This is a genomic window from uncultured Gilvimarinus sp. (assembly GCF_963975215.1).
In the GTDB taxonomy this organism is placed as follows: Bacteria; Pseudomonadota; Gammaproteobacteria; order Pseudomonadales; family Cellvibrionaceae; genus Gilvimarinus.
In genome coordinates, this window is the sequence record NZ_CAXBFW010000008.1 from 108704 (window position 1) to 128436 (window position 19733).

At 56.5% G+C, this 19733-nt stretch carries 18 protein-coding genes; 5 read left to right on the forward strand and 13 right to left on the reverse strand.

What is annotated here, in order from left to right; translation table 11 throughout:
- Positions 1 to 112: 112 nt before the first annotated feature.
- The 4 genes from trxA to pelA form a co-directional block, all read right to left on the reverse strand.
- Entirely contained in the window at positions 113 to 442 is a 330-nt protein-coding gene (trxA, locus tag AAC019_RS07845; RefSeq protein WP_339898108.1) for a thioredoxin TrxA, read from the reverse strand.
- 245 nt (positions 443 to 687) lie between these two features.
- Entirely contained in the window at positions 688 to 3096 is a 2409-nt protein-coding gene (locus AAC019_RS07850) for a response regulator (RefSeq protein WP_339898109.1), read from the reverse strand.
- Between the two features lie 90 nt (positions 3097 to 3186).
- On the reverse strand, positions 3187 to 4353 hold the full coding sequence (gene hemW, locus AAC019_RS07855) for a radical SAM family heme chaperone HemW (RefSeq protein ID WP_339898110.1): 1167 nt from the start codon (positions 4351 to 4353) through the stop codon (positions 3187 to 3189).
- 90 nt (positions 4354 to 4443) lie between these two features.
- Positions 4444 to 5604 (reverse strand): pectate lyase, encoded by a 1161-nt coding sequence (gene pelA / locus AAC019_RS07860; protein ID WP_339898111.1) that lies wholly within the window; start codon positions 5602 to 5604, stop codon positions 4444 to 4446.
- 78 nt (positions 5605 to 5682) lie between these two features.
- Between pelA and AAC019_RS07865 the strand changes: the two genes are divergently transcribed.
- The 3 genes from AAC019_RS07865 (at position 5683) to AAC019_RS07875 (ending at position 7363) form a co-directional block, all read left to right on the forward strand.
- Entirely contained in the window at positions 5683 to 6147 is a 465-nt protein-coding gene (locus AAC019_RS07865) for a nuclear transport factor 2 family protein (RefSeq protein ID WP_339898113.1), read from the forward strand.
- Positions 6148 to 6212: 65 nt separating this feature from the next.
- Positions 6213 to 6617: a helix-turn-helix domain-containing protein gene (locus AAC019_RS07870; RefSeq protein ID WP_339898115.1), complete on the forward strand. Its 405-nt coding sequence runs from the start codon at positions 6213 to 6215 to the stop codon at positions 6615 to 6617.
- Positions 6618 to 6694: 77 nt separating this feature from the next.
- Positions 6695 to 7363: an NAD(P)H-dependent oxidoreductase gene (locus AAC019_RS07875; protein ID WP_339898117.1), complete on the forward strand. Its 669-nt coding sequence runs from the start codon at positions 6695 to 6697 to the stop codon at positions 7361 to 7363.
- Positions 7364 to 7424: 61 nt separating this feature from the next.
- Here the strand turns inward: AAC019_RS07875 and AAC019_RS07880 are convergent, their stop codons facing one another.
- The 9 genes from AAC019_RS07880 to AAC019_RS07920 form a co-directional block, all read right to left on the reverse strand.
- On the reverse strand, positions 7425 to 9818 hold the full coding sequence (locus AAC019_RS07880) for a TonB-dependent receptor (protein ID WP_339898119.1): 2394 nt from the start codon (positions 9816 to 9818) through the stop codon (positions 7425 to 7427).
- A gap of 132 nt (positions 9819 to 9950) precedes the next feature.
- Positions 9951 to 10589: an RdgB/HAM1 family non-canonical purine NTP pyrophosphatase gene (rdgB, locus tag AAC019_RS07885; protein ID WP_339898120.1), complete on the reverse strand. Its 639-nt coding sequence runs from the start codon at positions 10587 to 10589 to the stop codon at positions 9951 to 9953.
- On the reverse strand, positions 10586 to 11095 hold the full coding sequence (locus tag AAC019_RS07890; protein WP_339898121.1) for a DUF4426 domain-containing protein: 510 nt from the start codon (positions 11093 to 11095) through the stop codon (positions 10586 to 10588). The genes rdgB and AAC019_RS07890 overlap by 4 nt, the downstream gene beginning before the upstream one ends.
- A 21-nt stretch (positions 11096 to 11116) precedes the next feature.
- Entirely contained in the window at positions 11117 to 11704 is a 588-nt protein-coding gene (metW, locus tag AAC019_RS07895; RefSeq protein ID WP_339898122.1) for a methionine biosynthesis protein MetW, read from the reverse strand.
- A gap of 2 nt (positions 11705 to 11706) precedes the next feature.
- A complete protein-coding gene (locus AAC019_RS07900) occupies positions 11707 to 12852 on the reverse strand; it encodes a homoserine O-acetyltransferase (protein ID WP_339898123.1) in 1146 nt (381 codons plus the stop codon).
- Between the two features lie 108 nt (positions 12853 to 12960).
- A complete protein-coding gene (locus tag AAC019_RS07905; protein WP_339898124.1) occupies positions 12961 to 14949 on the reverse strand; it encodes a dynamin family protein in 1989 nt (662 codons plus the stop codon).
- A gap of 149 nt (positions 14950 to 15098) precedes the next feature.
- Positions 15099 to 15689 carry a YggT family protein gene (locus tag AAC019_RS07910; RefSeq protein ID WP_339898126.1) on the reverse strand — a complete coding sequence of 197 codons (591 nt, stop codon included), beginning with the start codon at positions 15687 to 15689 and terminating at the stop codon, positions 15099 to 15101.
- A 114-nt stretch (positions 15690 to 15803) separates the two neighbouring features.
- Entirely contained in the window at positions 15804 to 16628 is an 825-nt protein-coding gene (gene proC / locus AAC019_RS07915; RefSeq protein ID WP_339898127.1) for a pyrroline-5-carboxylate reductase, read from the reverse strand.
- A gap of 9 nt (positions 16629 to 16637) precedes the next feature.
- The gene (locus AAC019_RS07920; protein WP_339898129.1) at positions 16638 to 17360 is read right to left on the reverse strand and encodes a YggS family pyridoxal phosphate-dependent enzyme; all 723 of its coding nucleotides are present in this window, start codon (positions 17358 to 17360) and stop codon (positions 16638 to 16640) included.
- Between the two features lie 110 nt (positions 17361 to 17470).
- Between AAC019_RS07920 and AAC019_RS07925 the strand changes: the two genes are divergently transcribed.
- Both AAC019_RS07925 and AAC019_RS07930 read left to right on the forward strand, forming a co-directional pair.
- Positions 17471 to 18505: a type IV pilus twitching motility protein PilT gene (locus tag AAC019_RS07925; protein ID WP_041522165.1), complete on the forward strand. Its 1035-nt coding sequence runs from the start codon at positions 17471 to 17473 to the stop codon at positions 18503 to 18505.
- 63 nt (positions 18506 to 18568) lie between these two features.
- Positions 18569 to 19714 (forward strand): PilT/PilU family type 4a pilus ATPase, encoded by a 1146-nt coding sequence (locus AAC019_RS07930; protein WP_339898131.1) that lies wholly within the window; start codon positions 18569 to 18571, stop codon positions 19712 to 19714.
- Positions 19715 to 19733: the final 19 nt, after the last annotated feature.

Consider the following 19733-nt stretch of genomic DNA (forward strand, 5'->3'; position numbering starts at 1 on the left):
CCGGGCGGGACCTACAATGAGCTGTAACAGGTGATCTGGAGTATAGCGGTAAAAAACGGCAAGTGCAAAAATTAAATTTGGCCACCGCAAACGCGGTGGCCAAGGTTGTGGTTTACACCACAGATTCGATGAACTCGACCAGCTGCGAGCGCGACAGCGCGCCAACTTTAGTGGACTCGGCGTTGCCGCCTTTAAACACGATCAGAGTCGGAATACCGCGAATACCGAATTTGGCCGGGGTTTCTTTGTTAGCATCGACATCGACTTTAGCGATTTTAAGCTTGCCTGCGTATTGGTCGGCTAGCTCATCGAGTACCGGCGCAATCATTTTACAGGGGCCGCACCAGGCTGCCCAAAAATCGACCAGTACCGGTACGTCTGATTGCAGTACGTCGGCGTCAAATGAATCGTCGGTAACGTGGATAATGGCGTCGTTACTCATAGTCAAATAGTCTCCAAACCCGGTTTAGGGTATTTAATTAGCAATACTGAGGGGATCCTGTACCGCTATATGGGGGCGCGAGTGACAATTTAAAGGCCGGAGTTTTACCAAAAGTTCGGCAGCAATCAGCGATAAACAGGCCCGCGCAGTGCTTGATAGAAGGTAAACATAATAAGGATTGGTTAACGCCTGATCAAGGAGAAAAAAGCTATAACGGCGATTGCTGTGGCTAATGGATCCTTGTTTTAGGGGTTGGCGCTGGTGTGGTTTAGCGGTGTGTCGGGGGCCAGCCCTAATTTGTCGAGCGCCTGGGTTAAGCTTTTAAGCGAGATGGGCTTGCATAAAAAGTGATCCATGCCGCTGGCGAATACGGCTTCGCGGTGCTCTTCAAGGGCGTGGGCGGTGAGGGCGACAATCGTGGTCGCGGTGTGGGCTTCGGCCTGTTCGTAGGCGCGAATCGCTCGGGTGGCTTCAAAGCCATCCATGTCGGGCATCTCGCAGTCCATTAAAATCAAATCGAAGGGCGTGTGGCTGAGCTGCACGGCGCGCAGAGCCTGGCGGCCATTTTCGGTGATGACCGGCTCGATTCCGAGCTTACCCAGCAAACCTTTAATAACCATGCGGTTAACGCTGTTGTCCTCGGCAACCAACACATTAAGGTGCGTCAGCGAGAGGTGGCTGGTGGGGTTGTCGGCGACGCCTGCGCTGGCCGGTGGCGTTAAGCCACAGGCGGTAAAAATCGTGCGGTACAGCTGCCGGGGCAGCAGTGGTTTGCGCAGCACGGCATCAATGTTGAGCCTCTCCAGAGTTGCGCGCACTAAGGGCTCGTCTGAACCGGTGAGTAAAATAACGGGCAGCTCGGTGAGTTTGGCTTCGCGCCTGATCCAGTCGGTGAGGTGCAGCCCGGACATGACCGGTAATTGTTGGCAGAGTATTGCGATGTCAAAGGCCTCGCCGCTCTTAAGAATATCAATAGCACTGCTGGCGCTGGTTACGCGCATTAGCTCTATTTGCCAGGATGCACATAAATTAGCCACTAACTCACCCAGGGGCTCGCTGTGGTCGGCCAGCAGAATACGTTTGCCGGCCAGCGGGGCGGGCTGACCTGCATTTTTGGCAATGGCGATTTTGGCTGAAGGTGCGAAACAGGCGGTAAACCAAAAGGTCGAGCCTTGCCCGACTTTACTGTCGACACCCAGCTCGCCCTGCATTAGCTCGGTGAGGCTTTTGCAAATGGCCAGCCCCAGGCCCGTGCCACCATAGTGTCGGGTTGTGCTGGAGTCCGCCTGGCGGAAGGCATCAAACAAACTTTGCTGGGCGCTTTTGCTGATGCCGATGCCGGTGTCTTTGATGGCAAAAGTCAGTTTGGGTGTGGTGCCGGTGCTGTCAGCGTGGGTGCTTACGTGCAGCGTAATAGCGCCGGTGCTGGTAAATTTAAAGGCGTTGCCGATCAGGTTGATCAGAATTTGCCGCAAGCGTGTTGGATCGCCGCGCAGGTACGTGGGCACGTTGGGTTCGATATAACCATACAGCTCAATTTGGCGCTTGTTGGCCGTGGCGCCAAACAGGGCGATAGCGTCGTCGACGACCAGGCCTAAGTCAAATTCTGCCGTTTCCAGCTGCATCTTACCGGCCTCGATTTTGGAGTAATCGAGGATGTCGTTAATGATGTCCAGTAGGTTCTCGCCCGAGCGGTGAATGACATCCACATAGTGGCGCTGATTGTCATCGAGGCGGGTGTCGCGCAGCATGTCGAGCATACCAATGACGCCGTTCATGGGAGTGCGAATCTCGTGACTCATGGTGGCCAGAAACTGGCTTTTAGCGCGGCTTGCTTCTTCGGCGGCGAGCTTTTGCCGGCGGGTTTCGAGCTTTTCTTCTTTCTCGCTGAGTAAGGCCAGCTCGATACTGCGGCGCTGTTCGATATCGTCCTGCAGCGTTTCGCGCATGTGATTGAGCGCGTTGGTGACATTGTCGAGCTCATCGGGAGTGTCGGTAGATGTTTTGCGCTCCAGCGTCAGCGGTGTGGAGAGCTTGTTGAGGTTAAGCTGCCGGGCATAGCGGGCAATGGTATCGATATGCCGGGTGAGCAAAGTGTGGATGAGCCATAAAATCAGCAAGGACACCAGCAGCGTTTTGGTGCCCTGAATAAGCGCAATAAACAACGCCCGCTCCCACAGCTTGTCGTAAATGGTGTTGAGAGTGGCGGTGACGGTCAGCTGCCCCAGATTTTGGGCCGCGGTAGATTCGTCGCGGTAGATGAGGTCGTACCGCTTTACCAAAAAGCGTGTGGGGTTGTCGCCGATGGTCTCGTCACCGATGCTGGGCTTGCGGGCCACCAAGGTTTGCGGCTGATCGTTCCAGTCACGCCAGTCCACCTGCACTTTAACGACGTCGGCCACATCCAGCACGCTGTTAATTTGAATTTGCAGCTGCTCCTGGTCAAACCCCCAGAGGCTTTTGGTGATACTGGCAAGGGTGCTGACCCGCACCTGATCGAGGCGCTTTTCAAGCGAGGAAATGTCGTCGTTGAAGTTGGAGTACAGCTGCAGCGCAATGGCGACTAAGGTAATCACCGAGCTGCACAGCAAAATAAGCCCCAGCAGGCGCGTGGCGATAGGGTTGTCGCGAGCATAGCGGGTAAATGGCAGCATGAGCGCGTGGCGGTACCGGTTAAGTTACGGGGTTATGACGGTTGCTTAGAGTGTAGCAGGTGGCGCCAAAAATGCTGTGGCACATACCGATTATTCACTGTAAGCGCCCAGTACGTCATTTAAAAATCGTTGTCCTAGCTCGCTGGCGGCAATCCGCTGCTGGCTGGGCGTCACGAGCCCGCGCTCGTGCAGTTGCTGCCACTGGGGCTCAAGCGCGCTCAGGTTAAGGCCGGTGCGACGGCTAAAGTAATCGCTGGGGCAACCGTTATTCAGGCGCAGTGCGTTGAGCAAAAACTCCAGTGGCAGCATGGCCGCGGTTAGCTCTTCGCGCCCGGCGGCGTAGGGGTTGGCCAGGCGCGCCGGCGAGTGAGGTGCGGCCAAGTAGCGCTCGGGCTGGCGGGTCTTCCACTGCCGGAATATCAGCTTTTGCTCGGGCTGGGTAATTTTACCGTGGGCCCCGGCGCCGATACCTAAATAGTCGCCAAACTGCCAGTAGTTTAGGTTGTGGCGCGATTGCGGCCCCCGGGCGTAAGCCGATACTTCATAGCGGTTAAAGCCCGCCTTTATAAGACGCTCGTGGCCGGCATCCTGAATGTCGGCAAGGGTGTCTTCAATGGGCAGTGTGGGCGGCTTGTTGTAGAACACGGTGTTGGGTTCGATGGTCAGTTGATACCAGCTGAGGTGCTCGGGGGTAAAGCTGAGGGCGGTATCGAGATCGGCCATGGCGGCTGCGAGGCTTTGGCCCGGCAAGCCGTGCATTAAATCTAAGTTGAGATTATCAAACCCGGCGCGGCGGGCGGTATCGACCGCTTTTAACGCCGCCTTGCTGTCGTGAATTCGCCCCAGTGCCGCAAGCTGCTCATCGGCAAAACTTTGAATGCCAATCGACAAACGGTTGACCCCGGCGGCGCGAAAGCCGCGAAATTTGTCTTGCTCAAAGGTGCCGGGGTTGGCTTCAAGGGTAATTTCAATGTCGTCGCTAAAGCCCAGGGTACGCTCTGCATGATCGAGTATTTGGCCGATGGCTTGCGCCGAGAATAAACTGGGGGTGCCGCCGCCAAAAAAAATACTGCTGATTTTGCGGCCCTGGGCTAATTCGGCGTCGGCGTTTAAATCTTGTCGCAGCGCCTCGACGTACTCCTGCTCGGGTACGTCGGACTCGCTCTGGTGAGAGTTAAAGTCGCAGTAAGGGCACTTGCGTACACACCAGGGGATGTGGATATAAAGCGATAGCGGAGGCAGCGTTAGGGTGGACACAGTATTACCAGTGATGAAATAACGGTGTCATTATCGCACGTAGTAAGGCTCCCACAAAGCGGCCTTGGCGCGACCAGTGCGCCGCAAAAATCACTGCAGGTGCTGTTTTTCCCACGCGGGGAATTTTTTTAACACCTCTTTGGGGTTGTTGGTGTACCAGGCGTAGCCGTCGCGGCGCTCTTGGGAAATGTCCATAACATCGTAATGCACTGAGCCGTCACGATCGCCTACCACCGGTCGGTTGCTGCCTATTTCACAAAACCTGCCCCACAGTGGGCCCGCGCCCTCTTTACGAATCAGCACATTGTGCCCGTTCTGGTCTTTTTCCCACGAGTAACCGTAAATGCGATTGGCTGCAAACCAGTCGTGAGCGGCGACAATGGCCTGTTTTAACGTGTCGCTGGGGTTTTCCAGCGTCATTAAAAATTCCACCAAATCGGCGCTTTCGGCGGTGGCCAGAGCGACGGGCTCAAACTTGCGGGCGTTAATGGGCGCTAAGGTTTCAGCGTCGTGTTGTGCGCCCCAGATGGTGCGCTTACCCTCGACGATAACCTGAGTGTCCAGCACGGCCTGAATCCCTTTATCTAAGCTCTGCTGTGCCTGGGTGGCTAGCCCGGCCGAAATAAATTGCAACGGGGCGCGACCGGTTGCGGCCGATTCAAGCACCTGCAGCAGTTTGCCCATGGCTTCGTCGTTGTAAGTGATGTAGTCGTGATAGCCACCGGTAAGCGGAAAGTTTTGCGGCCAGCCGCCTCCGGGGTACTGAGCTTTGATGATCAGCTCTATCGCTCGCGCTACCGCCTGGGCGTAGCGAGGTTTTTGTTGCGCGTTGTAGGTGCGGGCTAAAAACCAGATTTGTGTGGTGGTGGCGCCGTTATCGAAGGTGGGGATGTAGTGCTCCTCTACCCCGAGCATTTGCCCGGGCTTACGCGCGGTCACGCTCATATCGGTGCGCTTTGACCAGCCTCCGGAGGGCGTCTGGTAGCTCAGAATAATATCCGCAATACGGCGGGCTTCGGCGGTTTTAAAAAAGTCGTCTGAGGCATCCGGGTCAAAACCGAACCTGTTGGTGGGCGGGGCGGCCAGAGGCTCGGCCCGCCCACTGGCCTCGAGCTCCTGGGCAAAGGCGCGCTGGTCAGCATCGGCTAACGAACTCGACAAAGCGCGATACTCTTGCAGCGTTTGTTCGCTGGCGGCAAATGCGGGGAGGGCTCCAGAGAGCAGTAAAATCAGTGCGATAAGGCGGTACATAGAAAACTCCGGATGATCTTATTGTGCTGACAGTATAATATGGTCAGACCAATTATCAATCATGGTCAGGCAGGTAATATGTTTGTATTCGTAAAGCGGGCCGTTTGGCTGGTGGGCGCCCTGTTGATAACCCCACAGTTGGCGCTGGCGGATTGTCTTGCGCCGGACGCCCTTAAAGCGCTGGACTATCGATATGAGCAGGCGTTGCGCACCGGCGACCGGGAGTTTTTGCAGCAATTGCTACGGCCGGACTTCGTCTGGGTGCACAATCATGCCGTGGCCCACGAGAGCAAAGCCGATTTGCTGGCCCGTTTGGGGGCGGATTATCAGCCACCTAAGTCTCGCGAGCCCAGCGAGGTGGTCGTGATTCGAAATGACGAAACCGCTGTTATTCACGGCCTCTCGACGGTGGACAAGTTTACCGATGGGCCGCGCCACGCTAACAGCTATCGGTTTATGCGAACTTATGTGTTGCAAGAGGGTGAGTGCTATCTGCTGGCGGGACAAACCATGAAAGTGTGGAGCACCGAGTCGGCCGATTAGCCGAATTGTCCCAGATGTGTCCGGGGGCTATCATGGGCCCTCTGCCACGCTCACGGACATCTGTTATGAATGAATCATCGGTCTCGGGTACGCCCCCCGAGGTGTTGGACAACCATCGCAAGTACATTGGTCAGCTGGAGAAAGAGTGCCCCGTGCGCGCCGCTATTAACGTGTTGCGCGGGCGCTGGAAGCCATCGATTTTGTGCGAAATTGCCAAGGGCCCACAGCGTTACTCCGACCTGCGAAAAACGCTTTCGCAAGTGTCGGCGCAAACCATGACGGTTCAGCTGCGCGAGCTTGAGGCCGACGGGCTAATTACCCGCGAGGTGTACGCTGAGGTTCCCGCCCGGGTGGAGTACCAGCTGACGCCGCTGGCGGAATCCTTATCGGAGGTGATGGTGGAGCTGGAAGCGTGGGGGGAGCGCTATTTAACCGAGCGCGCCGAAAGCCCGTCACAAAAACCTGACTAACCCCAAAAACTGGTTCTGGATGGGTTTCAAGCACCTGTGACACAGTGCGTCTCACACTGACATTACAGGAGAGACCCGTGGCAAATTTACTGACTCTTCACGCGAGTGGTCGCATCAACCGCTCTGTTACCCGTGCGCTTACGGCGCAGTTTCGCGAGCAATGGCAAGCGCTGTTCCCCGGTGGTTGTGTCTCCGAGCGCGATTTGGTGGCCGAGCCTTGCGGGCTTGTCAACGAACCCTGGATTGCAGCGGCTTTTACCGAGCAAGCCCACCGAACGGCCGACATGCAGCAGGCACTCGCGTTGAGTGACACTTTGGTCGACGAGCTGATGGCGGCCGATCATGTGGTGATTGGGGCGCCTTTGTATAACTTTGGTCTGCCCGCGGCACTGAAGGCCTATTTTGATCAGATCGTACGGGTCGGCCGAACCTTCGCGTTTGATGCCGCGCAAGAAAATCCCTATACGCCGTTGTTATCCAATACACCGCTGACCGTGATTACCAGCGCCGGTGACGGTGCATTGCTGCCCGGCGGCGAGCTGTACGAGCTAAATTGCCTGGAGCCACACTTAAAAATATTGGCCTCGTTTGTCGGCCTGGCAGAGCCGGTTTTTATCCGGGTGGGTTACGATGAGTATCAGGATGATCGACACCTAAGCTCTAAGGAGCGAGCCGCCGAGGAGCTGACAGAACACGTGGCTCGGTTGCGCACAAATGTGACTAGGGCGGCTAGCGCCGCTGGCTGAGAGCAATTAGGCAAGCCAAAAAAACGCCTCAATGAGGCGCTTTTTTGCTGAACCAGCAGGCTTAAAAGCTGATTTGCAGGCTGACCCAATAATTGCGGCCGGCGTCTTTAACGTTGTAGTCATCGCTAAAGATTACTTCACTTACGGCCCCGCGACCGGTCTCCAGGGTGTACACCCCGTCGCCGTCGAGATCGATGTACTCGGTAGAGTAAGAGGTGAAATCTTCATCGAGCAGGTTGTTGACGCGGCCAAATAGCGTGACGTTATCGGTGATTTCCCAGCTCAGGCCCAGATGGAGTAGCTCATAGTTTTCGTAATACTGCGGCTTGTCCAGCACGGTATCCCAGTCGCGGTAGCGATCCGAGCGTAACTCCGCCTGCAGCATCAGGCTCAGCTGCGGCAGTATGGCCCAGTTGAGCGAGGCGTTGGCCATGTGCTCGGCGGTGTTGGTCAGTGGCTGGCCCTCTTGCGGGCCACTTTTTTGCTCGCTGTCGGTCCAGGTGTAGTTGGCGTTAAACGACCAGTTTTCACTGATCAGATATTGGCCGGCCACTTCCACACCCTGAATATCAACATCATCGATATTGATGTTCTGGCTGTAAGTGTCGTAACCAAGGGCGTCGTAAGCGCCAAGGTTAACGCAGGGGCGAACGCCTCCGGTGATTTCACAGCTGTAAATGGTATCGCCGCGGGCAATCTTGTCCTCGAACCTGGTGTTGAAGTAAGTGGCGTTAAAGTTGTGGCCATAATCGGAGCTCCAGTAAGCGGCGATCTCACTGTTAACGCTGGTCTCAGGTTGCAGATCCGGGTTGCCGGCAAAAGGCGAGGTGCCCTGACCGCCAAAACCGGTAATGCCATCGTACAAGTCGGTGGTCTCTGGGGTTTTATAACCGGTGGCGACACCGCCTTTAACCGTCCAGTTGTCGCTGATGGTATAAACCCCGTACAGACGCGGCGATACCTGGCTGCCAAATACGTCGTGTTCGTCGTAGCGCACACCGGCGGTTAGCGTAAAGGGTTTGGCTAGGGTCCAGCTGTCTTCAATAAACAGCGAGTACATTTCCTGATCTTGTACCGCGCCTGGTTGGTTGCTCTCCATACCAAATACGCCGTCTTCCAGCTCGCCATCAATCACCTGGCCACCGATGACCAGCATATGGCTGCCGAATGCTTCCAGCGGAATGTCGACCCGGGCGTCTAAAGTGTACTGGCGGCTGTCCAGCGGGCGATCTGGCCGTGGCAGGAAGGTCTCCTCGGCCAAATTGCGGCGCTCGTCTTCACTCATGCCGGCATAGGCGCCTGCGCCATCGTACATCTCTTGCAACAGCAGGCGCTCGTCCACGGTGAGCGGCAGGGTGCGGCCGTCGTTTTGGGTATCGACATAAGACAGCGATAAATAACTGGTACCAAATCCCCAGGTAGCGTCGTGGCTCAACGACCACCACTCGCGGTTAAACTCCTGATCGGCGGCATAGCCTGCGCGGGGGTTAACCTGCCCACGGCTGTCTTGCCACAGCGCGGTAATATTGTCTTTGGTACCCAGCGGGTACGACAGCTCGCCGGTATCGGGGTTAGTAAAGGGCGTGTTGTCGTACACCTGCTCCGAGTAGTCGTAGTCAAAGCGCAGGGTGTTATTGCTGTTTGGGGTGTAGGTTAGGGTCGCGCCGTATTCCGAGGTTTCGCTGTCGACGGTGCGGCCGCCGCTGCCAAAGCCTAAGCTGCGGTAGTGCACGTCGCCGTTAGGGTCTACCGCCGGCTCAAATTGTGGCGAGGACGCTTCGGAGTCATAAAGGCTGCCGCGCACACCGAGTGCCAGAGTATTGGCTATAAGTGGCCCGGAAACCGAAAAGTCAGCCTGACTAGCATTGCCAAAATCGCTGTTCTCCTGAAAGGTGCCAGCGAGGTTGACGGTGCCGTGCCAGCGGTCGGTGACCTTTTTGGTGATGATATTAATGACGCCGCCCAGCGCGTCGGCGCCATAGAGCGTAGAGGCCGGGCCGCGAATGACTTCGATACGCTCGATCGCCTCGGCTGGTGGCATATGGCCAAAGGCGTTGCCACCAAAGTTGTTGGGGTAAATGTCGCCGTGGTTGTTCTGGCGCTTGCCATCAATCAGGTACAGAGTGTATTCGCCGGTTAAACCACGCATGCTGACGCTGCCCTGACCGGTTTTATCGCGGGTTGTACCGATATCGATACCTTCCTGGTACTTCAGCATATCCAGCAAGTTGACGTGAGGGCGGGTGAGGATTTCAGTTTGGTCGATCAGCGAGATACTGGCCGGTGCGTCGGTGAGCTTTTGCTCAAAGCCCGAGGCGGTAATCACCATTTCCTCGACGATGCGCTTATCTTGTTCCGTCCCGGTAACGGCGCTGACCTGAGCCGCCGCCAATAGGGCGGTGGAGCTTGCCGCCCCGATTAATAATTTACGTCGTGATACACCTGCGTATGACAAAACCAATCCCCCAAACAATTGTAATTAATAATAAGGTTGAGAATTATTAACATTTACGAAGGGGAAGGCAAGCTTTATATGCCGCCCGCAAAGAATTTGAGGGCGGCCTTATTGACCTTTACGGCTGGCGATTTAGCGCGAGGGGTGGGCTGCTGAGGCTGTGAGTCGAGCCAGTAATGCTTCAAGCGCCGTGGCGCGATGGCTAATACGGGCTTTTTCGTCCTTGCTGAGCTCGGCCGCGGCGCAGCCGTGAGTGGGCACGTAAAACAGCGGGTCGTAGCCAAAGCCGCCGTCCCCGGCCGGGGCCGTTAAAATGCGCCCCTCCCAGCTGCCCTGGCAAATAAGCGGCGTTGGGTCTGCCGCGTGACGCATATACACCAGCACACACTGGTAGCGGGCGCCGCGCTCGGCCTCGGGAGTGTTGGTCAGCGCTTGTAACAACTTTTGGTTGTTGCTTTCGTTGCTGGCACCCTCGCCGGAAAATCGTGCCGAGTAAATGCCGGGTGCGCCGTTTAACGCATCTACCTCGATGCCAGAGTCGTCAGCCAGGGCCGGCAGCCCGGTTGCCTCACAGGCGTTGCGGGCTTTGATGATGGCGTTTTCCACAAAGCTTAAGCCGGTTTCAGCGGCGTCTGTTACGTTAAACTCTGACTGGGGGCGCACGTCGAGTCCGACGCCCGCCAGCAGTTGTTGAAACTCTTTAAGTTTGCCGGGGTTAGAGCTGGCAAGGACGATTTTGGCCGGAGCAGGGGGCTGGGCTGACACGGTCATTCGGTCTCCCCGAGGTAGAGTTTGCGGCTGAACTTAACGGTCATGGGTTGCGCTTCGGTTTGTTCGGCATCGTCAGGGGCAACGCTAATGGTAAAGTTGTACACCTCTTCATTGGTGTGCTTCAGCGCTGCCAAATAATAGGTGGCATTGCCTTCGTTGATTTCGGCAAACTCCAGCACCCGCTGCTGCTGCAACAGGTTGCGGGCGGTGCCGGTGACCTTGGCCGGCAAGCCCAGGCTGGTTTCGCCCCCCTCGGTTTTGGTCAGGCTGATATTGACCAAAATTTGGTTGCGGGCGCGGGTAATACCGTAGATCTCGGCCACACCGGGGGGTACAAAGGCGCTGTTAAAGGTACTGAAGTGAACCGTGTAATCGCCAAAGGTTTGTTCGCGATAATTGGGGTCGAGTACGGTGGCGTCGGGGATATCGGCGGCCGTGCTGATACTGCCTGCCAGTAGTAAGCTAATGGCAATCATTGCGCGGGCGAGAGTTTGTAGGGCTGTCATAAACCAAGCTCCGAAGGGCGTTTATTTGCTGAGGTGATAAATCGCGGTCTCGCCAAACAGGTTAGGGTTAAAGCGGCCCAGTACCTGACTGGTGCGCTCGTTAACCACCTGACGGTTGAGTACCGTTATGTGTTTTTCGTGGCACAGCACTTCAAAATCTTTAAAGGTACAGAAGTGGATGTTGGGGGTGTTGTACCACTCGTAAGGCAACAAGTCGGATACCGGCATACGGCCGCGAAACGCTAAGTGAAAGCGCGCTTTATAGTGGCCAAAGTTGGGAAAGGTAATAATGCACTCTTTGCCCACACGCAGCATTTCGTCCAGCACTTTGTGGGGAAAATACATGGTTTGCAGGGCTTGAGTCATCAACACGGTATCAAAGCTTTTATCGGCAAAGTTGCCCAGGCCCCGGTCGAGGTTTTGATTGATAACGTTGACCCCGCGGCCGATACAGGCCTCGATTTGCCCGGGGTCGATTTCCAGCCCGTAACCTTTTACCTGTTTGCTATCGGTGAGGTATTTCAGCAAGGTGCCGTCACCACAACCTAAGTCGAGCACCCGGCTGCCTTCGCCAATCCACTGTTGCAGGTGGTTAAAGTCGATGCGCATGCTTACTCCGTCGCGATTCGGGCCATGTACTGGCGAAAGGTTTGCTCGTAGTGTTCGTTGGGCAGCAAAAAGGCGTCGTGGCCGTAAGGCGAGTCGATCTCGGTATAGCTGACCGATTTATCGGCGGCGATCAAGGCATCGACAATCTCGCGCGAGCGCTCCATGGGAAAGCGCCAGTCGGTATTAAATGAGGCCACATAAAACTGACACTGAGCGCGGCGAAAGGCTCCGGCTGGGTCGTCATTGTACTCGCGCGCCAAATCAAAATAATCCAGTGCCCGGGTCATTAAAATATAGGTGTTGGCGTCGAACTTATCTGAGAAGGTATCGCCCTGATAGCGCAGGTAACTCTCCACCTGAAACTCGACCAAATCATCCAGGCCTTGCTCAAAGCTGCCGCTGCGCAGCTCGCGGCCAAATTTTTCGCCCATCACATGATCGGACAGGTAAGTGATATGGCCGATCATACGCGCCACCGCCAAGCCGCTTTTGGGGTAGGTGTCGTGGGTCAGATAATCGCCATCGTGATAATTGGGATCGCTCATAATCGCCTGACGAGCTGTTTCGTTAAAGGCGATATTCTGCGCGCTGAGTTTCATGGCCGAGGCGATGACCACACAGTGACGTATCCGATTGGGGTACTCCAGAGCCCAGCGCATGGCCTGCATGCCGCCTAAACTGCCGCCTACTACGGCAGCCCATTGGCGAATGCCGAGGTAATCGGCCAGACGCGCCTGCGAGTGTACCCAGTCGCGCACGCGCAGAGTCGGGAAGCGCGCCCCCCAGGGTTTGCCGGTTGCGGGCTCGATTGAGCGCGGCCCGGTAGAGCCGCTGCAGCCGCCTAAGTTGTTGAGGCACACCACGTAAAAGCGGTTGGTGTCGATGGCTTTGCCGGGGCCGATATAGTGGTTCCACCAGCCGGGTTTGCGGTCGGATTCACTGTGGTAACCGGCGGCGTGATGATCGCCCGATAACGCGTGACAAATAAGTACGGCGTTACTGCCCCCGGCGTTGAGTGTGCCGTAGGTTTCGTAAACCAGCTCGTAGTTATCCAGAGTACGGCCGCAGGCCAGCGTTAACGGCTCTTGCAGTAACGCGGTGTGGGGCGTAACCAGGCCCACCGAATCCGGTGGCAAAGGTGTTGTCATGGTGCTCGTTGTCTCACAGCGCCGGTGTTAGCGGCAAAAGCGCAAGTCTAAAGTCGTGTCGGCACACCTGCAAGGGTTACGGCTACCGCTGTCAGGTAGCCGCAGGCGCTAAATGACCTGAGCCTCGCGGGCTGACTGCAGCGAGACGACCTCGGCACGCTCCTGGATGGCGGGCCTTGGGGCGGTGGTGATCTCGGTAAACAGCGGCGCCAGGTCAGTGCGCGCGTGGGTTAGCTGTGCCAGGCTCGCCTCTAAGGTCTGCAACTGCTCGGCACGGCTGTGGCTTTTGTTGCGCAGCTCACCTAAGCGCAGCATGTGATGCTCGAGCAACTGCTTCTGATAGTGGTTGTGATGGGTGAGCGGGGCCAAGGCTTCGGCCAGCCAGTGATCGATACTTTGGTTAAGCTCGTCAAATAAACCTTTTACCTCTTTGACCAAGGTGGCCACAAAACGCTTGATCAGGACTTTTTTGCTGGTAAGCACGCTGTTGAGCGAGCGCCGGAAGCGGTCGGCGTTTTGTTGTAGGTTGCGCAGCTTGCGCCGCTGCCGGGTAATGTTGAGCTGATGCTGGCTGGCTAACGAGCCTGAGTCCAGCGCGTATTCGGGCCGCTCGTAGATCGAGGTCATCACTTGATTGGCGCGCTCGATCTCGCGCAACAGGTGATTAATGCTGGTATCGACATCGTCAAAAAAGCCGCCAATGGCGCGCGATAAGCCCACCGTGGTCCAGCTTTGTTCCATGGCGTCGTGGGTTTCGGTGATCAATCGCTCTAGGTTGCCTGGCGCGATCGGTGCGAGCAGTGCGGTGCGTTGGTTATCCAGCATGCGCTGACTGGTGCGCAGCGATAGCGCTTGTTTGTGATAGCGGTGGTGAGCTACGCGAATTTTTTCTCGCTGCTGGTTCAGCGTTTGTTCAAGCTGCTGGTCGCCGGCGGTGCGCAGTGTGTGCAGCTCTTGCTCGGCTTCATCGATGCGACGGCTTAAACTGTTATAGCTGCTAACCACCATTTCCAGGCTGTTGCTGACAACTCTATGGCCAATAATTTGCTGCTGTGAGCGGATAATACATTCGCCCAGGCGCTGTTCCAGCTGCGGGAAGTTACTGCGCAGCAGTGCGCTGCTGCGTTTGCAGGTTTTTGCCACCAGCGCTTGTTTGGCCGATAGCGGCAGCACGTGCTCGGGTGCCAATTGCAGTTGCCGTGCGGTTTGCAGACGCACCGCCTCAATATTAGCGGCCACTTGTCCGGGGGGGGTAAGTTCGTCCCACAGGGTGTCGATTTTGTTTAGCAGCGCCAATACGGCGGTGCAGTTTTCATCGCGTAAACCGGCGATATGGTTGCGCCAGATGGCCATATCGCTGGCGCTTACGCCGCTGTCGGCCGCCAGTAAAAACAAAACGGCCTGCGCCTCGGGCAGTGTTTTTAAGGTCAGTTCGGGCTCGTTACCCAGCGCGTTTAACCCAGGGGTATCGACAATGCGCAGCCCCTCTTGTAGCAGCGGGTGCTTAAGGTTAATGAGCGCGTGGCGCCAAGTGGGTACTTGCACCAGAGCGGTTTTTTCGTCCGGCTCCAGGTCGGCGGCATTAAAGCCGAGTTTCACGGCCTCGGCGCGGCTGACGAGTTTATTGGCCGATACCTGGGCGATGGCCTCGGCCACGGCGTCTTGATCGCTGGGGTCAAACTCCAGTGTGAACCAGTTTTGCGGAATACGTTTAAAGCTTTGCAAGCTGGCGGCGCTGCGGCGGGTTTCGATGGGCAGTAAGCGCACGCAGTTAGCGGGCTGCGCGGCATCGTAAAAAATCTCGGTGGGGCACATGGTGGTGCGGCCGGCCTGAGAGGGCAGTAAGCGGGGGTGGCCATCGGTGTACAGCAGCGCGTTAATCAGCTCGGTTTTGCCGCGGGAGAATTCGCCGACGCACGCTAAGGTAAAGTGCTCACCTTTGAGCAAAGCGCGCGCGCGCTGCAGTGAGCGCAAGGCATCGCGGGTGACGAGTTTATGCTGGTCGCTCCACTGGGTAAACGCGACCAGACGCCGATCTAGCTGTTGCTTCCATGCATTGTACTGTGCCATTTGGCGGTGAAGTGCTTTTATGTCCATAGTGCGCCTACCGTGTCCTGTCCTGCCCGCTAATTGTCGTTATTGGTAAATAGTTATAAAAAGGCAGGCTTATTAAAGCGCAAAACCCCCGCTTCGGCCAGTTGTTGTGATTGCTTGCCGATATTCGGGGGCTTTGGCGGTATTGGCGGTTAAAACCCGATCATCAAGCCGCGAGGCGCACCCATAAACTGGGCGATAGCGGGAATCACAAATTGATTGATGAGGTTGAGCGCCAGCATTAAAAAGATAGGCGAGATATCGATGGGCCCCAGCGGCGGAATGATTTTGCGAAAGGGCGCCATGACCGGCTCGATCAGCTGGCGCAGCAGCGCCAGCGCCGGGTTGTGGCTAAAGGGTGCTACCCAACTGGCGATGATGTAAATAATCATACCCCAAAAATAAATACTGGAGAGCATGGCCAAAAGGCCGACCACCGACCAGGCCAGTAACATCAATGGGTTAAAAAAGCCGTAGCCGGCAATCATCAAAATCACTTGCAGTAGCACCCACTGCACAATAAGCGCGAGTACCAGGCACGCAAGATCAATACCGAACAAGCCGGGAATGACTCGCCGTAACGGCAGCAGCAGCGGGTTGGTGGCTTTGCTGATGCCCTGCGAGATGGGGTTGTAAAAGTCAGCGCGCGATAGCTGTAGCAAAAAGCGCAGCAGCACCACCATCAGGTACAGCGAGCCGAGTGTTTTAATCAGGTAAATGGCCATTTGTGCCATGGTTTGCATGGGGTATCCTCGTAATGCGCTTAACAATTTTAGGTCGCGATGTGCTGGTCGGTATTATGCCTGATCACCCGCGCTTGTGCGCAGGTGCCCAGGTCATTTAGCCAGATTGCCTTGTTAGGGCTTGCCAGCTAACTCCCGGGCCAGAGTTTTGGAGCGCGCGGCACACTCGCTCATCGCCTTACTCACTTGCTGGCGCAGGCCGCCCTCTTCAAAGCTGTGAATAGCGCGCTCGGTGGTGCCGCCCGGGGACATAACGCGGCGCTTAAGTTCATCCACCGGAACGTCCGCCGCACCGGCCAGGGTCGCGGCCCCGAGAGCGGTTTGCAGGGTGAGCGTACGCGCCGATTCGGGGGGGAGGCCCAGCTGTACACCGGCCTCGATCATGGCCTCCATAAACAAAAAGTAATAGGCGGGGCCCGAACCCGACACCGCCGTGACGGCGTGAATCAGCGCTTCGTCGTCGACCCAGATAAACAGGCCGGTAGCGCCGGCGAGCTGCCCGGCAAAATCGCGCTGGGCATCGCTTACCTGTGTATTGGCGTACAGGCCGCTGGCGCCAACGCCTACCTGTGACGGGGTGTTGGGCATGCTGCGGACAATTGCGCGGTTGCCGCCCAGCCACTGATTAATATCGTCGCAGCCAATGCCTGCCGCCACCGAGACAATTAACTGTTGCTGTAACGACGGCTGAATACTGTGGCACACGTCGGCCAACATCTGTGGTTTAACCGCGAGCACGACCACATCGGCCCACTGAATGGCGGTGTGATTGTCTGTGCTTACTTCGATGCCCAGGCGCTGGCCGGCGCTTTTGGCGGACTCGGCCGAGCGGGTGGTGGCGCGTATCGCACTGGCCGGGTAGCCCTTACTTAGTAAGCCGCTAATGATGGCGCCGGCCATATTGCCCGCACCAATAAAGACGATGTTCTTGTGTTTCACAGTGACTCCTTATAATGAATGAGCGCTGGCCTGTGCCGGGCTGGGGCGCGGGCCAAAAATATCGGTGCCAATACGCACAATGGTGGCGCCCTCGGCGATGGCCGCTTCAAGATCGGCCGACATACCCATGGATAACGTGTCCAGCGGGCCGCTGGGGTGAGATTGACGCAGCTGCTTGAGGGCGTCGGCCACTTGGGCAAAGCTGCGTCGGTTGTCCTCATGGTTGCTTGCTGGTGCCGGAATAGCCATCAGCCCACGCAGCGCAAGATTGGGCAGCTGTGCAACTTGGTCGGCAAGTGCCGCCAACTCGCTTAGAGTGACGCCCGCTTTGGTGGGTTCGTTATCGATGTTGAGCTGCAGGCAAATATTAAGTGGCCCCAGTTCGGTTGGCCGCTGGTCATTTAAACGCTGGGCAATTTTTAGCCGCTCGACACTGTGTACCCAACTGAAGTGCTCGGCAATGGCGCGGGTTTTATTGGACTGGATCGGCCCGATAAAATGCCACTCAATGTCATTGTACTCGTGCAGCTCGCGTTGTTTGTCGAGCGCCTCTTGCAGGTAGTTCTCGCCAAAGCGGCGGATGCCGCTGGCATAGGCTTCGCGCAGGCGCCCGGCCGGTTGAGTTTTACTAACCGCTAACAGGCTGATGCCGGCCGCGTCGCGCTGCGCGGTTTGGGCCGCACGCGCAATGCGGGCGGTGACAGCGGCGAGCTTCTCGTCTATCTTGTGCATTTGGGCCTCGGGGGCTGTGCCATCGTGCCAATTGCGAATTTAGCCTTTGACGGCGCCGCCGCAGCACAATAGCATGACTGAAAACTGACAAAAATTAAGGGTTTTGCTGTATGGATATTACGGAGCTTCTCGCCTTTAGCGCCAAGCAAGGCGCCTCGGATTTGCACCTTTCGGCGGGCTTGCCGCCAATGATTCGCGTCGACGGGGACGTGCGCCGAATCAACCTGCCGCCCATGGAGCACAAGCAGGTGCATAGTTTGATCTACGAGATCATGAATGACAAGCAGCGCAAAGATTACGAGGAGTTTTTAGAAACTGACTTTTCGTTTGAGGTGCCGGGGGTTGCGCGTTTTCGGGTTAACGCCTTTAACCAAAACCGCGGCTCAGGCGCGGTGTTCCGGACCATTCCGTCAAAAGTGCTGACCATGGAAGAGCTGGGCATGGGCCAGGTGTTTCGCGATATTTGCGCTGTGCCACGCGGTTTGGTGCTGGTGACCGGGCCCACCGGTTCGGGTAAGTCGACTACTTTGGCGGCGATGATGGATTACCTGAATGACAATAAATACGAACATATTTTGACCATTGAAGACCCTATCGAATTTGTCCACGAGAGTAAAAAGTGTCTGGTGAACCAGCGTGAAGTGCACCGCGATACCCACGGGTTCTCCGAGGCGTTGCGTTCGGCCCTGCGGGAAGACCCGGATATTATTCTGGTGGGTGAGCTGCGGGATTTGGAAACCATCCGTTTGGCACTTACCGCCGCCGAGACGGGCCACTTAGTGTTTGGCACTTTGCACACCACCAGTGCGGCAAAAACCATCGACCGGGTGGTGGACGTATTCCCCGCGAATGAAAAAGCCATGGTGCGCTCGATGTTGTCGGAATCGTTGCAGGCGGTTATTTCGCAAACCCTGCTCAAGAAAAACGGCGGTGGCCGGGTGGCCGCGCACGAGATTATGCGCGGTACCTCGGCGATTCGTAACTTGATTCGCGAAGATAAAGTCGCGCAGATGTATTCGGCTATTCAGACCGGTGCATCGGTAGGGATGCAGACGATGGATCAGTGTCTGGAAGATATGGTGGCGCGCCGCGTTATCAGCCGTGAGGTTGCGCGCGAAAAGGCTAAAATGCCTGAAAACTTTTAATGATGCCGGCGCGAGTAGCGCCATTTTGGTACAAAAATATTAAAAAATACGGTGGCACACGCTATGGATTTTGATCGATTACTGCAGCTTATGGTAGATAAGGGAGCGTCGGATTTATTTATAACCGCCGGTGTTCCACCGTCGATTAAATTAAACGGTAAAGTGGTTCCGGCAACCGCAACAGCGTTAACGCCGGAAAAGGTTCGCGAGTTGGTGCTGTCGGTCATGAACGAAAAGCAGCGCCGTGAGTTTCTCGATGCGAAAGAGCTTAACTTTGCCATCAGTGCGCGCGGCATCGGGCGGTTTCGGGCCAGTGCGTTTTATCAGCGCAACCTGGCCGGCATGGTGTTGCGGCGTATTGAAACCACCATTCCAAAAGTAGACGATTTGAATTTGCCTGAGGTGATTAAAGAGTTGGCGATGACCAAGCGCGGCTTGGTTATTTTTGTCGGTGCGACCGGTACCGGTAAGTCGACGTCGCTGGCCGCTATGATCGGCCATCGCAATCGCAACTCAAAAGGTCATATTATTTCTATCGAAGACCCGATTGAATTTATTCATCAGCACGAGGGCTGCATTATTACCCAGCGCGAGGTGGGTATTGATACCGAGTCGTTTGAAGTGGCCCTGAAAAACACCCTGCGTCAGGCGCCAGATGTTATTTTGATTGGCGAGGTGCGCTCGCGTGAAACCATGGAGCACGCCATCGCCTTTGCCGAAACCGGTCACTTATGCTTGTGTACCCTGCACGCCAACAACGCTAACCAGGCGCTCGACCGGATTATTCACTTCTTCCCGGCGGACCGTCACCGTCAGTTGTGGATGGATTTATCGCTAAACCTGCGCGGTATTGTTGCGCAGCAGTTGATTCCCACGCCGGACGGTCAGGGGCGGCGCGCTTGTCTCGAGGTTCTGCTGAATACGCCGCTGGCCTCTGACCTGATTCGCAAAGGTCAGGTGAATGAGATTAAAGAGCTCATGAAAAAGTCCACCGAGCTGGGCATGCAGACATTCGACCAGGCGCTGTACGCACTGTATGACAATGGCGAGATCACCTACGAAGACGCCTTGTCGCACGCCGACTCGCCGAACGATTTGCGCCTGATGATCAAGCTGGGCTCGGAGACGGATGCGGCGTATTTGTCGAACGCCGCCGATGGCCTGTCGATCGAGGAAGAGGATACCGGTCGTGGTGGGCGGATGTTTTAATTAACGTCTGAAGCCGGAT

Excerpts from the sequence above, each read along its gene's own strand:
- AAC019_RS07850 (WP_339898109.1), bottom strand. The coding sequence starts at position 3,096 with ATGCTGCCATTTACCCGCTATGCTCGCGACAACCCTATCGCCACGCGC.
- AAC019_RS07910 (WP_339898126.1), bottom strand. The coding sequence starts at position 15,689 with ATGCAAACCATGGCACAAATGGCCATTTACCTGATTAAAACACTCGGC.
- pelA (WP_339898111.1), bottom strand. The coding sequence starts at position 5,604 with ATGTACCGCCTTATCGCACTGATTTTACTGCTCTCTGGAGCCCTCCCC.
- AAC019_RS07890 (WP_339898121.1), bottom strand. The coding sequence starts at position 11,095 with ATGACAGCCCTACAAACTCTCGCCCGCGCAATGATTGCCATTAGCTTA.
- AAC019_RS07930 (WP_339898131.1), top strand. The coding sequence starts at position 18,569 with ATGGATTTTGATCGATTACTGCAGCTTATGGTAGATAAGGGAGCGTCG.
- rdgB (WP_339898120.1), bottom strand. The coding sequence starts at position 10,589 with ATGACCGTGTCAGCCCAGCCCCCTGCTCCGGCCAAAATCGTCCTTGCC.
- trxA (WP_339898108.1), bottom strand. The coding sequence starts at position 442 with ATGAGTAACGACGCCATTATCCACGTTACCGACGATTCATTTGACGCC.
- AAC019_RS07925 (WP_041522165.1), top strand. The coding sequence starts at position 17,471 with ATGGATATTACGGAGCTTCTCGCCTTTAGCGCCAAGCAAGGCGCCTCG.
- AAC019_RS07900 (WP_339898123.1), bottom strand. The coding sequence starts at position 12,852 with ATGACAACACCTTTGCCACCGGATTCGGTGGGCCTGGTTACGCCCCAC.
- metW (WP_339898122.1), bottom strand. The coding sequence starts at position 11,704 with ATGCGCATCGACTTTAACCACCTGCAACAGTGGATTGGCGAAGGCAGC.
- AAC019_RS07905 (WP_339898124.1), bottom strand. The coding sequence starts at position 14,949 with ATGGACATAAAAGCACTTCACCGCCAAATGGCACAGTACAATGCATGG.
- AAC019_RS07865 (WP_339898113.1), top strand. The coding sequence starts at position 5,683 with ATGTTTGTATTCGTAAAGCGGGCCGTTTGGCTGGTGGGCGCCCTGTTG.
- AAC019_RS07920 (WP_339898129.1), bottom strand. The coding sequence starts at position 17,360 with ATGCACAAGATAGACGAGAAGCTCGCCGCTGTCACCGCCCGCATTGCG.
- AAC019_RS07870 (WP_339898115.1), top strand. The coding sequence starts at position 6,213 with ATGAATGAATCATCGGTCTCGGGTACGCCCCCCGAGGTGTTGGACAAC.